At 38.6% G+C, this 15,125-nt stretch carries 14 protein-coding genes; 9 read left to right on the top strand and 5 right to left on the bottom strand.

Annotated elements, in window-relative coordinates:
• Window positions 1–32: 32 nt before the first annotated feature.
• The 4 genes from RMA94_RS17040 (at window position 33) to RMA94_RS17025 (ending at window position 4,338) form a co-directional block, all read left to right on the top strand.
• The gene (locus RMA94_RS17040) at window positions 33–1,790 is read left to right on the top strand and encodes a GspE/PulE family protein (protein WP_262460732.1); all 1,758 of its coding nucleotides are present in this window, start codon (window positions 33–35) and stop codon (window positions 1,788–1,790) included.
• Between the two features lie 80 nt (window positions 1,791–1,870).
• Window positions 1,871–2,230 carry a NirD/YgiW/YdeI family stress tolerance protein gene (locus RMA94_RS17035; RefSeq protein ID WP_002118236.1) on the top strand — a complete coding sequence of 120 codons (360 nt, stop codon included), beginning with the start codon at window positions 1,871–1,873 and terminating at the stop codon, window positions 2,228–2,230.
• Between the two features lie 108 nt (window positions 2,231–2,338).
• On the top strand, window positions 2,339–3,001 hold the full coding sequence (locus RMA94_RS17030) for a response regulator transcription factor (protein WP_014207221.1): 663 nt from the start codon (window positions 2,339–2,341) through the stop codon (window positions 2,999–3,001).
• A complete protein-coding gene (locus RMA94_RS17025) occupies window positions 2,998–4,338 on the top strand; it encodes a cell wall metabolism sensor histidine kinase WalK (protein WP_262451319.1) in 1,341 nt (446 codons plus the stop codon). The genes RMA94_RS17030 and RMA94_RS17025 overlap by 4 nt, the downstream gene beginning before the upstream one ends.
• 73 nt (window positions 4,339–4,411) lie before the next feature.
• Here the strand turns inward: RMA94_RS17025 and hemP are convergent, their stop codons facing one another.
• Entirely contained in the window at window positions 4,412–4,582 is a 171-nt protein-coding gene (hemP, locus tag RMA94_RS17020; protein WP_002118129.1) for a hemin uptake protein HemP, read from the bottom strand.
• Window positions 4,583–4,718: 136 nt separating this feature from the next.
• On the opposite strand from hemP, the gene RMA94_RS17015 reads away from it, so the two are divergent.
• Entirely contained in the window at window positions 4,719–5,615 is an 897-nt protein-coding gene (locus RMA94_RS17015; protein ID WP_057062027.1) for an NUDIX domain-containing protein, read from the top strand.
• A gap of 25 nt (window positions 5,616–5,640) precedes the next feature.
• Here RMA94_RS17015 and RMA94_RS17010 read toward each other — a convergent pair whose 3' ends face one another.
• On the bottom strand, window positions 5,641–6,189 hold the full coding sequence (locus RMA94_RS17010) for a tetratricopeptide repeat protein (RefSeq protein WP_311083814.1): 549 nt from the start codon (window positions 6,187–6,189) through the stop codon (window positions 5,641–5,643).
• Window positions 6,190–6,210: 21 nt separating this feature from the next.
• Complete coding sequence (gene mrcB, locus RMA94_RS17005) at window positions 6,211–8,607, bottom strand: penicillin-binding protein 1B (protein WP_311083813.1); 2,397 nt, start codon at window positions 8,605–8,607, stop codon at window positions 6,211–6,213.
• A 185-nt stretch (window positions 8,608–8,792) separates the two neighbouring features.
• Between mrcB and RMA94_RS17000 the strand changes: the two genes are divergently transcribed.
• Both RMA94_RS17000 and RMA94_RS16995 read left to right on the top strand, forming a co-directional pair.
• Window positions 8,793–9,701 carry an NAD(+) kinase gene (locus RMA94_RS17000; protein ID WP_005073476.1) on the top strand — a complete coding sequence of 303 codons (909 nt, stop codon included), beginning with the start codon at window positions 8,793–8,795 and terminating at the stop codon, window positions 9,699–9,701.
• Window positions 9,698–9,970: a YeaC family protein gene (locus RMA94_RS16995; RefSeq protein ID WP_002118245.1), complete on the top strand. Its 273-nt coding sequence runs from the start codon at window positions 9,698–9,700 to the stop codon at window positions 9,968–9,970. The genes RMA94_RS17000 and RMA94_RS16995 overlap by 4 nt, the downstream gene beginning before the upstream one ends.
• Window positions 9,971–10,171: 201 nt before the next feature.
• Here RMA94_RS16995 and RMA94_RS16990 read toward each other — a convergent pair whose 3' ends face one another.
• Window positions 10,172–11,185: a glycosyl transferase family protein gene (locus RMA94_RS16990; RefSeq protein WP_311083812.1), complete on the bottom strand. Its 1,014-nt coding sequence runs from the start codon at window positions 11,183–11,185 to the stop codon at window positions 10,172–10,174.
• Window positions 11,186–11,688: 503 nt separating this feature from the next.
• Between RMA94_RS16990 and RMA94_RS16985 the strand changes: the two genes are divergently transcribed.
• Complete coding sequence (locus RMA94_RS16985) at window positions 11,689–13,047, top strand: dicarboxylate/amino acid:cation symporter (protein ID WP_002118145.1); 1,359 nt, start codon at window positions 11,689–11,691, stop codon at window positions 13,045–13,047.
• Window positions 13,048–13,210: 163 nt separating this feature from the next.
• A complete protein-coding gene (locus tag RMA94_RS16980; protein ID WP_311083811.1) occupies window positions 13,211–14,356 on the top strand; it encodes an acyl-CoA dehydrogenase family protein in 1,146 nt (381 codons plus the stop codon).
• A 49-nt stretch (window positions 14,357–14,405) separates the two neighbouring features.
• Here RMA94_RS16980 and RMA94_RS16975 read toward each other — a convergent pair whose 3' ends face one another.
• Window positions 14,406–15,032, bottom strand: coding sequence for a hypothetical protein (locus RMA94_RS16975; RefSeq protein WP_057076650.1), 627 nt, complete (start codon window positions 15,030–15,032; stop codon window positions 14,406–14,408).
• Between the last annotated feature and the right edge of the window lie 93 nt (window positions 15,033–15,125).

Here is a 15,125-nt window from a genome sequence, read left to right as displayed (position 1 = left end):
GCTATATTATAAAAATATATTGGGGATAACGCATGAATGCACATGTAGAAATAGATACGTATTGGTGTCTAGAACAACTATTACAAGAAGGCCGTATAACAGAACGAGATAAATTACTGGTACAGACAAGTCACCGCCAAAAAGACCAGTTAAAGTGGCATCCATTACAGTGGATAGCACATTTTAATTTAAAAGATCAGCAACACACGCATGCCCATTTGAGTTTAAACCGCTTATGTTTATGGTTTGCAGATCGGGTTCAGCTACCTCTATTTGTGATCGATCCTTTAAAGGCAGATGTCAGCGCTTTAACGCAGGTCATGTCACAAGAGTTTGCGATTCGCAACCATATTTTAGCTGTTGAAATTCGTGCTGACCGAATCGTGATTGGAACAGATCAACCATTTCAAACAGATTGGCTTAATAACCTTGAACGAAGTCTAGCGCCTAAAAAAATTGAACGGGTACTGCTTAATCCCGAACAGTTACAACGCTATTTGCGCGAATATTATCAGGTGAGTCGCGCGGTAAACTCTGCTCAAAAAGATGCAGCTCATGACCGTGACAGTAAAAATGTTGAAGCACTTTTGCAGCTTGGCGATAGTCAAAACCCAGATGCTAATGATCAGCATATTGTGAAATTAGTCGACTGGATTTTACAGTTTGCATTTGAGCAGAGTGCCAGTGACATTCACATGGAACCGCGTAAAGATAATGGTAAAGTCAGGTTTAGGATTGATGGCGTTTTACACACTATTTATAACATGCCTTCAAATACACTGACCGCCGTGATTTCTCGGATTAAAATTTTAGGACGTTTGAATGTAGCGGAAAAACGTAAACCACAAGATGGCCGGTTAAAAACACGTACACCTAAAGGGCAAGAAACCGAATTACGTTTATCAACCTTACCAACCGCATTTGGTGAAAAACTGGTTATGCGTATTTTCGATCCTGATGTGTTGGTGCGTTCTTTTCAGCAATTGGGTTTTGAGGAGCGTTTATTACAACAGTGGCAACAATTAACAAAAAATAGCCACGGTATTATTTTAGTCACGGGTCCTACAGGGTCCGGTAAAACAACTACGCTATATTCATCTTTAAAGCAGCTTGCAACCGAGCAGGTCAATGTCTGTACCATTGAAGATCCGATTGAAATGCTAGAGCCTAGTTTTAACCAAATGCAGGTCAATAATGCAATTGAATTAGGCTTTGCAGACGGTGTACGTGCACTGATGCGTCAAGACCCTGACATTATTATGATTGGGGAAATTCGTGATCAAGATACAGCGAATATGGCCATTCAGGCAGCATTAACAGGTCATTTGGTTTTATCAACTTTACATACCAATGATGCACCGTCTAGTTTGACTCGGTTGCATGATTTGGGTGTACAGCCATTTCTGACAGCTGCAACAATTTTGGGTGTTCTCGCGCAGCGCTTAGTCCGCCAGCTTTGCCCACACTGTAAGCAAAAAACTCATATTAATGAGGATGAGTGGGAACACTTAACCTTTGACTACATTATGGAAATGCCTGAAACGGTTTATCAAGCGGTAGGCTGTGAAGAATGTCGTCATACAGGCTATAAAGGGCGAGTCGGTATTTACGAATTTATGCCAGTCAGTCTTGAGCTTAAACACCTTATTAGTAGTCATGTGACATTAAATGATTTAAGAACTCAAACTAAAAAAGAAGGTATAGAACCTTTAAGAATTGCAGGAGCCCGTAAAGTGATTGAAGGACTTACGACATTAGAAGAGGTCTTGAGGGTTGTGCCATTAAATTAAGTTTTTCTTAAGATTCACCTCATTTATGGTTGATTTAATTGCTTTATCCCAAGAGGGAACCATAAACAGAGGGTAATAATATGAATATGCTTAAAGTAATGTTGATGACTGCTGGTATGACTGCTGCTGGCGTAGTTGTCGCGAATACACCAGTGAATCAAGCTGCAATTGCTCCGGCAACTGTCACCACAGTAAAACAGGCATTAACCTCAAAAGATAATACACCGATCAAATTACATGGTCAGGTTGTAAAGTCTTTAGGTGATGAAAAATATCAATTCCGTGATAAGACAGGTAGCATTACAATTGATGTAGATGATGAACTTTGGCAAGGTCGCCCTATTTCAGCCAATACAAATGTGACTTTAATTGGTGAAGTAGATATTGACTATAAACCTTTAAAACGCGTAGAAATTGATGTGGATCAAGTTCAGTTCTAATGAATAAGGTCTGTAGATCTACTACTTTTAGCCGCATTTAAATCATGCGGCTTTGCTTTTTTTATAAAGGCTTGGCAAGATCAAATCAGGATATAACAGGAAAAATAGATGAGAATTTTGCTTGCAGAAGATGATCGCTCTCAAGCTGAAAGCATTCAATCATGGTTAGAGTTAGACGGTTATCAGGTAGATTGGGTCGAAAGAGGTGATTATGCACTTACGGCAATCGAACAGCATGATTATGACTGTATTTTGCTTGATCGGGGACTACCTCAACTGGCTGGTGAAAAGGTTTTAACAACGATCCGCCATAAACAAAAAAATGTTCCTGTTATTTTTATTACTGCACGTGACAGCATTCATGATCGGGTAGAGGGGCTAGATTTAGGTGCAAATGATTATTTGGTTAAGCCTTTTAGTTTAGAAGAATTATCGGCTCGCATCCGCGCTCAATTACGCAAACAAACTTTGAGTCAGCAATCGGTTTTAACATGGGGTGACCTACAACTTGATACACAAGCGAAAGTCGTATTAAGCGCTGGCAAGTCTATCGATTTAACGGCAAAAGAATTCCAAATATTGCGTAAGCTTATGGTGCATCCCGAGCATATTATTACCCGTGATCAATTAGAAGAAGCACTGTATGCATGGGGCGAGGAAATTGAAAGTAACGCAATCGAAGTATTTATTTATCAACTTCGAAAAAAAATCGGAAGCAGCAGTATTAAAACCATACGGGGGCTAGGCTACCGTATGGGAGATGTAAAATGAAATCGAATCGCTCATCTTTGCAGTCTCAACTGGTTAAAACTACGATGTGGAGTAGTATCGTGGTGGGATTACTGGCTTTAAGCTTACTCACCATATTTTCTATCTATCACAACATGTCAGTGCAAGATGAAATCATGGATGAAATTTCAGATACTTTGCTGGTTTCCGATCTTTCTGAACACTCCATGAAACAGTTTGATGAGCTGAGTGATGAATTTGATATTCAGTATGAGTTATTAAACACAGGCCAAGTACTTACCCATTCTCATACCTATCAGTATGAACTTTTTGAACAAGGTAACTTATCAGAAGGTTTTTCGTATTTTTGGTTTGATGGCCAATTATGGCGTAGTCTGGCTGCACAACAAGAAGACTCTCAGCTACAAGTTGAAGTTTTTCAACCAATGAGTACACGTGTTGAAGAGGTACTTAAAGCACTTGCTGGATATAGCGGACTTATGGTGTTGTTTTGGTTACTGCAATGGGTCATTGTAAGTTGGCGTACCGAGCATCAATTGGCTGCACTCAATTTACTTTCTAGACGAATTGCTCAAAAAACTGCATCAAATTTAGAACCGATTCAAGAGCCAGATGTCATTACAGAAATTCAACCTGTTATAGATGCTTTAAATCAATTGCTTGCAAGACTGCAAAGAGCTCTCGTTGCTGAACAGCGTTTTACTGCGGATGCTTCGCATGAGCTACGTTCTCCGTTATCTGCCATACAAATGCGCCTTCAGGTTTTGCAGCGTAAATACCAACATCTTCCAGAACTTCATCAAGATTTTGAACGCATACAAGAAGACGTTTCTAGAAGTACAAAAATACTTGAAAATTTGTTACTTCTTGCTCGTTTGGAACCTAATGAAGCTGAGCAGCCCGAACTGCCTAAGACAGTTATCGATTTAAATTATTTGTTGGCAAGAGTGATTGAAACTGTAGATTTAGATGCGAAAGCTAAACAGATGTTGATAGAGACAAATACTTTATCGACAGAAACTAAAACATATGCGAATGAAGAATTGCTGTTTATTGCTTTTAGAAATTTATTTGATAACGCCATTCGTTATAGCCCGAATTTAGGCTCTATTCATGTTGAGATTAGTCAGTATGAACAGCAAATTAAGGTGTCTATTGAAGACACGGGAAATGGGGTAGATGATGAAGTGCTATTACGATTAGGGCAGCGTTTTTTTCGGGTGCTTGGTACTCAGCAGCAAGGTTCTGGCTTAGGAATTTCAATTACTCGAAAAATTATTGAATTGCATAATGGCAAGTTACGTTTTATGCATGCTGAACAAGGTGGTCTGAGGGCAGAGATTATTCTTCCTTCATAAAAAAATAGCATGGTTACCCATGCTATCCATTTTTTGTTTTCCCACGAATATTATTGAAACGCGAGTATGTTTTTTATTTAGTTAAAATTAGGCGATTGTTGCGAGTGAGGCGTAAACGATATTCCTCGCCAGCATGCATAATGCGAATTTCACGGCCTAATGCAAAGAGGTTATTAGAATGTAACATTGGTAAGGCATGAGCTGTGTCATTGTTACGGGTAAATAAGCTAAAAGGTGCGTTCATTTGTTGTGCTCCGTGGTATGTTCTTGAACGATTTAAATGATAATCATTATCGAATAGATCTGTCAATGAGATTTTTAAGATTTTATAAAATGATAAAATTTGCTTACACTTGAGAAAAGTTTTAGAGAGTAAAAAGATGCCCAAACCAATAGTCGATGTCGCTATAGCAATCTTGATCCATCGTGGAAAAATATTAGTTGGATGGCGCGAAGAGCAGCAACATCAAGGTGGAAAGCATGAGTTCCCTGGTGGAAAGGTTGAACAAGGTGAAACACCAGAAGAAGCCTGCCGCCGTGAGATTTATGAAGAGGTGGGTATTGGTTTAAAAGATTGGCATCAGTTTGATTATATTCACCATGAATATGATGACATTATCGTCAACCTTCATTTGTTCCATAGTTATGTACCTGATGAGTTATTAAATCTTATTCACCAGCCATGGGCATGGTACACACGTGATCAGCTACTTCACCTAAACTTTCCAAAAGCCAATAAAAACATCATAAAACGACTCTATTGGCCTCATCTCATCAAAATTAGCAATACGCTTTCAACGGTAGAAAGTAGTGATGCTTTATTGTACTGGCGTATCGAAGAATTTGAGCCGCAGTATATAGAGCAATTAACTGCTTTAGATGAAGGGCAACGATCAAGTTTAATTATAAATGTAGATATCTGGCATCAATTAAGTCCTGAATTACAAAAACAAATAAAGACAGTTCATTTAAAGCAATCTCAACTCATGAATTTGCATAAAGGCGATTTAACAGTGGGCGTACGTTATATTGCTGCTTGTCATGATGCCGTTTCTTTAAAACAAGCTCAGCAGATTGGTTGTGATGCTGTTTTTATTAGTCCTGTAAAACCAACAACGACTCATCCAGATGCTGTTGTATTAGGTTGGGAACGTTTTAGTGATCTCGCTCAAAATAGCCAGATTCCAGTTTTTGCATTAGGAGGAGTGCATCCGGATGATTTAGCCACTGCACAGCAGCATGGTGCATATGGCTTAGGAGGTATTCGTAATTTCTAATGAGAAAATAAAAAAGCATTAAAAGCTAAAGGGCTTTTAATGCTTGCTGTGCTTCTTGAACAGTCTTTTGATTATTGCGTTGTTGCCCAGCTTTTAAGATAACCAACCAAAGCTGCTTTTTCATTGGCTGACTTTGGGCAAAACTCAAACCACGTCTTGCTAAAGACTCAGCATTAGAATATTGCTGTTTATGATTTGCCGTAAGTGCAAGAAATAAATAAGTCTCAGCGGCCTGTGGTGCTAAACGCTGTGCTTGAAGTGCATAGCGCTCTGCCTCTGACCATTGCTGCTTTTTATAAGCCTGCTGTGTTTTTTGCATTAAAACTTTAAATGCTGGTAGCTGGCTGCCATCATCACTAAAATGTTGAGGCTTTTTCTGTTGAGGAACAATCACCTGTAAATTTTTACGTTGAATTTCTGGGTGATCATAAGGCGTAATTTTTACACCTGAAGGAGTTTCAGTCTTTTTGACTGGAGGAGTAGGTGTTTTCTCTTTGGAGTCAGAATGATCGGGCAAAGTTGTACAGCCGACCATAAGAACAGCACCAATATAAAAAACACCTTTCTTCAACATATCCTAATTTCCTGTTAACGCTTAGTTGTTATAACTACCACTTGAAATTACTCGTGAGTTGTTTGACAGATCTTGTTCCATCTGGTTTTCACTTTCACGAATATAACTGTCGGTATTATCATCCTGAGATTCAGGAATTGTGTTATCACTTTGTGGCGTATATGTTGGATCAACTTGATAATAAGGTGCTCCACATGGCGTAGCACGGTGCGGAACCGTATGCGTTAGCATCGGAATATACATAGCACCATCACATGCCTGAGCAGATAAATCACCCGTTGCACGGTCAATCCACTGCCACTGTACAGTGTCTGGTTGACGTAGATTTACAGGCGTTTGACGTAATTGTTTCATCACATTAATCCATACTGGCAATGCACCAGATGAACCCGTTAAGCCAGTCACTTTGTTGTCATCTAAACCTAACCAAACTACAGCAACGTGGTTGCCTGAGTAGCCCGCAAACCATGAGTCACGTGTATCGTTAGTCGTACCTGATTTACCTGCCAATTTTAAAGCAGGAGACAAGCTATTATAAGCTGCGCGACCAGTACCCGAAGACATAACCTGTTGTAAACCATAGTTCATGATATAACCAACAGATGGATCAATGGTTTGTTGAACATTCAGGCCATAACGGTCAAGCAGGCGACCATTTGCATCTACGACAGATCGAATGGCACGAGTTGGATATTTAAAGCCACCTGTAGCAAAGTTCTCATAAATTCCCAGAACCTCCATTGGTGACATATTGACTGCACCAAGGAAAATAGAAGGGTAGGCAGGAATGGTCGATTCAACACCAAACTTTCTTAAGTTGTTTGTAAATGTTGATAAACCAAACTCTTGACCCAAGCGCACAGCAGAAAGGTTATATGAATTTGCTAAAGCTTCGCTCAAGCTGACTACACCATGTCCGCCACCACTGTAGTTTTTAGGTGTCCAACTTTTGCCACCATCTACAGGGACACTAATCGGTGCATCTTCAATTTGGGTTGCCCAGTTGTAACGCCCAGATTCAATAGCACTTAAATAAATTACAGGTTTTAATAAAGAACCGACTTGACGCTTTGCATCTAACGCACGGTTGAAACCAGTAAAGTCTTGTGTAGAGCCAACTGCTGCAACCAGTTCGCCATTTTCAGGATGCGCAATCAGTACAGCACCTTGTAAATTCTTTAAACGTGATGGATTACTATTTGCCAAGCGATCTACAGAAGCTTTAAAAGCATTTTGAACTTGCGTTTGAGTAATTGGGTCTAAAGTCGTAAAAATACGTAAACCCTGATTAGTTAAATCACTTTCTTGATATTCTGTACGTAATTGACGACGCACAATATCTAAAAAGTCTGGGAATTTTGCAGGACCTAAACTTGGTTTACTTAGCACATTTAAAGGACGTGCAATTTCATCTTCATATTCTGATTGAGTTAAATAACCCATTACACGCATGTTATTTAACACGGTATCGCGGCGTTTTTTCGCACCTTCAGGGTTTTTCCAAGGATTATATAAAGAAGGGCCTTGCACCAAACCGACTAAATAAGCTTGTTGTGAAACATTGAGTTCACGTAATGGTAAACCAAAATAAAATTGTGAAGCCAAACCATAGCCATTAATTGAGTAGCTACCATTTTGGCCTAGATTCACTTCATTTAAGTAGGCTTCTAAAATTTCATCTTTGCTGTAATGCAGCTCAATGAGTAAAGCCATTAATGCTTCATTAACTTTACGTTTGAGTGTGCGTTCAGGTGTGAGGTAGAAGTTTTTAACTAATTGTTGAGTCAGGGTTGAACCACCTTGACGTTTACCGCCTGTGATATTGCTCACTAATGCACGAGCAGTACCACGAATTGAAATACCGTGATGATGATAGAAATTACGGTCTTCTGTTGAAATTAAAGCTTCAATAAGTGGTTTAGGGACATTATTCAGTTTAATGAGAACACGGTCTTCATTATGTTGAGGGTAGATCCCTCCAATCAGAAGTGGCTCTAGTCGTGCAACACCCGTTGAAGAAGGTTTTGTACTTCTAACTTCAGCAACTTGGTCATTTGCAAAACTTAACTCTAGTACTTGTTCGGGTTCAACACTGTCGCCGTAATCAAAACCACGTGTGTGGATATACATATTGCTACCCTGAGCAACATAGGTTCCAGACTTGTCATAATTACTTGAAGTTTTGTAACCCAAGAGTTTTAATTCTTGAGTGAAATTTGCTTGGGTAATAGGTGCGTTATTATAAATTTCCAAAGGACGTGCAAACACTTTGGCGGGAATATCCCACCGTTGTCCTTCAAATTTTTCACGGATAATATTATCTAAACGAATCAGATAGATACTAAGAGCAATAAAAGCACCAATGACCAAAATGGAAAAGATTAGTGCAAAGAAACCGATACCACGTTCAAACTTCATAAAAATGAGATAAAACCCTAACAATGCCTGTAATGATGCGATAGCTTGTCATCAATTTGCAATGATAAAACTGTGAATAATTGGAAAACTTAGATTGAATTTTACAGCATCTTGTTGTTATGTTTTTTTAAATTAATCAGGTTAATGTTATTATAGCCAAGTATCGCAGCGGAGCTTACTCATTCGTGCAAATTTCACATAAGTCCTTCAGAAACGTCGGGTTAATCGGTCGACCAGATAAATCATCAGTAGTAGAAACACTATGTTTAATTCATGATCATTTGTTGAACCTAGGCTTAAACCCCATTTTTGATCAGGAAACTGCTGAATTAGTGCCTTATGATCATGCACAAATTGTAAGTCGTCATTTATTGGGTGAAGTTGCTGATTTAGTCATAGTTGTTGGAGGCGACGGTTCTTTACTCCACGCTGCTAGAGCTTTAGTTCGCTACAATACGCCTGTTATTGGTATTAACCGCGGGCGGTTAGGTTTTTTAACTGATATCAAACCTTCAGAAGCCATTTTCAAACTTGACCAAGTACTTCAAGGGCATTTCCAGCTTGACCGTCGTTTCTTGCTTGAAATGGAAGTACGAACAAATGGTGAAGTCATTTATGACGCCATTGCCTTAAATGATGTGGTTTTGCACTCGGGTAAATCAGTACACATGATTGACTTCGAACTTAATATTGATGGTCAATATGTTTACCGCCAACATAGTGATGGTTTAATTGTTTCGACGCCAACTGGATCAACGGCTTATGCATTGTCAGGTGGTGGTCCAATTTTACATCCAAGTATGGATGCTATTGCATTAGTTCCAATGCATCCCCATACATTGTCATCACGTCCCATCGTAGTCGGTGGTCAAAGCGAAATTAAAATCGTTATTCGCGAAAATCGGGTGTTACCAATGGTGAGTGCAGATGGACAACATAGTGTCTCGCTCAATGTTGGAGACAGTTTACACATCCGTAAACACCCATTTAAACTAAGTTTATTGCATCCACCAGGTTATGATTTCTATATGGCCTGCCGTACCAAACTTGGTTGGAACCAAGATTTTGAATCTTTTCAAAGAGATGAATCATGAATATTGAACAAATGCTATCTGTTTTAAACCCTGAAATTGTAGAGCGTTTAAAAACAGCAGTAGAAATTGGTAAATGGCCAAATGGCGTTGTTTTAACGAAAGAGCAGCGTGAAACTTGTATGCAAGCTGTAATTGCTTGGGAGTTGAAGAACTTACCAGAAGATCAGCGTAGCGGTTATATTGACCGTGGTACAAAAGAAGAAGGTGAAGAGTGTGATGATGATCATCACAAGCATGAACCAGAGTTTAAACCGATTCGTTTTGTTTAAAACTTAATAAGACAGAAAAATTATTTTTGGTTATTCCATAGAGCCTTATATAGCATGTTTTTCATAAGTTATAGCATATAGGCATTTATTACTTTTGAAGGATCAAAAGTAACCAAAAATCCTCTGTATCACTGACGATACTTCCTGTATCGCAGTGATACGGTCGACATCCATGTCGACCTTCACGATAGCATTTGTTAACTACGAATTAAGATTGCTTAAATTTCGTGTATCCCATAACACTTTTGCTTTTTGCATCGCTTCTTCAAAATTAGCAACAACGCCCATGGTATATAGCGCGATTCCAATGGTTTCTGTTACGGCCATTTCTCCATATTCATGGTGCTGTTGACCAAGCCATACTGCTTTAAACGTTGCTAAATCTAATTCTTCTTCAATTGGGCTTCGTTCAGGTGTGAGCTTTGGCAACTCATGTTCATAGAGCTCACCATTTTTAATACCGCAAATGAGTGTTTTAGCATCTGGGTTTCGTTCAAATTCACCACCTTCGCCTTTAATAACGGCACTATTTTGATAGCCTAAGCGTAATGCGCTATGTTGGTGAGAAGTTCTGTAAGCAGGGTGGAATATTGCTTGTAAGGTAGCCTTAGCGTTAAAAGGATTAATTAAACGGGCCAAAGTATGAATAGGTGAACGCAATCCCATGACATTTCTTAGAGATATCAATTCGCTTAAAACTGGTGAAATCACGTCTAGTGGTAAGTAAGCAAAATTTTGCTCTGCTAATTGTTTACGAACTTCTTGTTCAGAATGGCAAATTTGATAACCAAGATATTCTAAGACTTGCTCAGTATAAACACGGTTAAGCGTGTGACCTGATGCACCATGCATAACAATTTTATGGCCATGCTGGGCAAGCGTAAGAGCGGCTAATAAAAACCATGGATAGTGTTTTCGCTTACCTGCATAAGATGACCAATCTAAATCAACAGCTAAAGGCTCAAAATGAAGCTGGTCTTTAGTCGCTTGAACGAAACCTGCGAGTTCATCAATCGATTCTTCTTTAACCCGAAGCAGCATTAAAAATGCACCTAGCTGCACATCTAACACTTCACCTTTTAAAATCATGGTAAATGCTTGATAAGCTTCTTCATAGCTTAAAGAGCGAGATCCGGTTTTCCCCTTACCTAAAATACGGACATATTGAGCAAAGGGATGTTCAGCATCTTTATATATATTACGTTTAGTATTCATCATAGTTCAAAACAATAAAAATGATGGGATGTAGGCAGCTCAAAATGAAATGTCCACAAGTATTTAATCAATATGACATAAAAAACTGCTGAAAAAATATCAAAAGTGTTTCTTATACTAAAGTCTTAGGGCTGCCTGAGTGTTTTTTATGCGTATCAGCTAAAAATTTAACCGAATCGTTATTTAATTCGAGTACACTTTCTCGTGCTTTTTTGAGCACTCATATCATAATTTTATGTGATTCTCCTATATCTTCAGCTTTTTATTGAAAAAGTAAGAGGTTATTTCTAGCTACTCAAAGTGGTTAGAAACTTCAGGTATTCTCCTGTTTTAGAAAACAGTTATTTTGTTTTCATTGAGGTAGTAGGAAGGTTTTTTGTTCACAAAAAACCATTTCCCTTTTGCGGTGTTAATGTGAAAGGTTAGGGCTGTGTATTCGTAAAGAATAGACGTTTCATTTTGGTATTTCCAACGGACTTGGAAATATAGATTGAAGTAAAGTTATGGCTAAAAAACCGATTTATAAATCACTTTATTTTCAGGTGATTATTGCGATTATTGCGGGTATCTTGGTAGGGCATTTTTCTCCAAGCTCAACGCAAATTGTCAATGGTGTCGAACAGCATATTCCGGGGTTAGGTGAAAAACTCAAGCCATTAGGTGATGCCTTTATTCGTTTGATCAAGATGATCATTGCTCCAGTTATTTTCTGTACCGTGGTAAGCGGTATTGCTGGCATGGAAAGCATGAAGTCAGTCGGAAAAACTGGCGGCGTTGCGTTGTTATACTTTGAAATCGTTTCGACAATTGCACTTCTAATTGGCCTTGTTGTAATTAACATTGCTAAACCGGGTGTAGGGATGAATGTTGACCCTACCACTCTCGATACTTCGGGCATTCAAAAATACGTCAGTTCTGGTGAGTCACAATCTACCATTGATTTCTTAATGCACATCATCCCTGATACGGTGGTTGGTGCATTTGCAAATGGTGAAATCTTACAAGTCCTTCTTTTTGCAATTCTCTTTGGTTTTGCTTTACATAAGTTAGGTGATGCGGGACGTCCAGTTTTAAAATTTATTGATCAAGTTGCACATGTGTTCTTTAACATTGTGAATATGGTCATGAAATTGGCTCCGATTGGTGCATTCGGTGCGATGGCATTCACTATCGGTAAATATGGCGTTGGTTCACTCGTACAATTAGGGCAGCTCATTATCTGCTTCTATATTACGTGCTTACTCTTTATCTTCTTAATTTTGGGTACGATCAGCCGTATTAGCGGATTCAGTATCCTTAAGATGATTCGCCTGATTCGTGAAGAGTTATTAATTGTACTTGGTACATCTTCTTCTGAATCTGTTTTGCCTCGTATGTTACGTAAACTTGAGATTGCAGGTTGTGAAAAATCTGTAGTTGGTTTAGTTATCCCAACAGGTTATTCATTTAACCTAGATGGTACGTCAATTTATTTGACTATGGCTGCAATCTTTATTGCTCAGGCAACAAATACACAGCTTGATATTCAACATCAGATTACTTTGTTGTTAGTACTTTTAATTTCATCTAAGGGTGCTGCGGGTGTAACAGGCTCTGGCTTTATTGTTATGGCTGCAACTTTATCTGCTGTAGGACATATTCCAGTAGCAGGTCTGGCATTGATTTTAGGTATTGACCGTTTCATGTCAGAAGCCCGTGCATTAACTAACCTTGTTGGTAACTCATTAGCAACGATTGTTGTTGCAAAATGGGTCGGTGCTTTAGATAAAGATAAGCTAAATGATGCTTTAAACAATCCAGATGAAGTCGACAGAAAAATGATGGAGCAAAAAACTCCTCAAGTCGCTGAAGGTTTAGATTAATTCAAATAAACCTATATAAAAAAGGAAGCTTTGGCTTCCTTTTTTATTGGCTGACTGAAAAGTACAGTTTTAATGAGCAGCTATGTCATGACAGTAGCTTAAAAAATGATTAGCATGCAGAGCAATCAGATTAGATAAAACAATAAAGCCGAAGGAAAATATTATGTTGGCATACGATGCAGATTTAGAATTATTCCGTGATAATTTTAAACGTTTTATGAATGAGCATATTGCACCGCAATACGACCAATGGGAACGCGAAGGAATTATGCCTCGCTCTGTCTGGAATCAACTGGGCGAAAATGGCTTTTTGTGTGTGGATGTTCCAGAAGAATACGGTGGTTACGGCGTACCAACCTATTATTCATTAATGTTGGTTGAAGAATCGGCACGTGCTGGTTTTTGTGCATTATCAACAGCGATTTCTTGCCACTCTGAAATTGCTGCACCATATATTTTACACATCGGGACAGAAGAGCAAAAACAATATTGGTTGCCGAAAATGGTAACAGGTGAAGTGGTTGGTGCAATTGGTATGACTGAACCTGGAGCGGGTTCGGATTTACAATCAATGCGTACTAGCGCCATTTTGCAAGATGACCATTATTTATTAAATGGCTCAAAAACCTTTATTTCAAATGGACAACATGCTGATCTTGTGGTGCTTGCAGTAAAAACTGATCCTCAAGCGCGTGCAAAAGGCGTGTCATTATTATTGGCAGATACGCATCTAGAAGGCTTTAAAAAAGGCACAAATTTAGACAAAATCGGTCTGCATTCTCAAGACACATCTGAGCTATTTTTTGACAATGTTAAAGTTCCTAAAAACCAGTTACTCGGTCAAGCTGGACAAGGCTTTGCTTATTTAATGCAAGAGTTACCGCGAGAACGTACAGCTATTGCATCTACCGCAATTGGCGCTATTCGTGGTGCAATTGATTTGGCAACTGCTTATGTAAAAGAGCGTCATGCATTTGGTCAACCCATTTCACAGTTCCAAAATACGCGTTTTGTTTTAGCACAAGCAAAAATTGATGAGCTTGCTACAGCTGCTTTCTATGAGAGAAATGTTGCTCTATATCAAGAAGGCAAGCTAGATGTGGAAACTGCGGCAGCGCTTAAAAGCTTCAGCACTGACATGCAAATGAAAGTCGCAGATAACTTGCTGCAACTCTTTGGCGGTTATGGTTATATGACTGAATATCCAGTTTCACGTTTCTTTGTAGATGCACGTATTCAACGTATTTACGGTGGTACAAATGAAATTATGAAAGAAATCGTAGCGCGTGGATTAATTGGCAAAGCTTAATTGAGCAGAGAAAAACAGCCTGTCCTAGAATGGGCTGTTTTGTTTTTAACTATTTGGTCTTCTGTTGAATGACAGGATAGTCTTGTTGTTTCGGTAATTGCTGTAATGCATGATTCATCTTTCTTAAAAACTCATCAGCTTCATCTTGATGGAATGAATCTTCGGTGTATTTACTACGTTCTTGAAAGACGACACCACAACCCGTTATTTTCATATTTTCAGGATTAAATGACCAATCATTTGGATTCTTTAAGTTAATGTTTAAATCACTTTCACAGCTTTTCCATAAACGTAAAAACTCATTTGATAATTCTGCTTTAAATCCTCGTGCTGGATAGACCGAGAAGCCTTTCATTTCGGGATTAGAAAACTGTATAAACATATCTACTGGCATACCGCCCCAAATGATTGCTATATCTGGTGGTAAATAGATGCCTGATAAATTTTTCTCTTTTAAAGCATGTGTTTGCTCATATTTCTGCCTAAAATGTTGTGACTGATATGTCAGCTTGGTTTGAGGTGGGATTGGAATGCCACGAACTTGATTACCGACAGTCGTCATATAGTAGGGAGAATTATCAGTACCATTGCAACCTGCAATTATTGGACAACCGCCACAAGCTGTTAAACTAAAAGTTGCAAAACCCAATAGGCTTAAAACAATAATTTTATTCATTCTATTTTACTGTTGTTATGACATATTGAGTCAGTATAACCAATCTATATATTAAGAGGACTATCTTTAAGAACAACAAAATAATCATCTTTA

The sequence above is a fragment of the Acinetobacter sp. V115_6 genome, assembly GCF_031799025.1.
Taxonomy (GTDB): domain Bacteria; phylum Pseudomonadota; class Gammaproteobacteria; order Pseudomonadales; family Moraxellaceae; genus Acinetobacter; species Acinetobacter pittii.
Note: the sequence above shows the minus strand (reverse complement) of the source record. Positions and strands in the feature narration are given on the sequence as shown.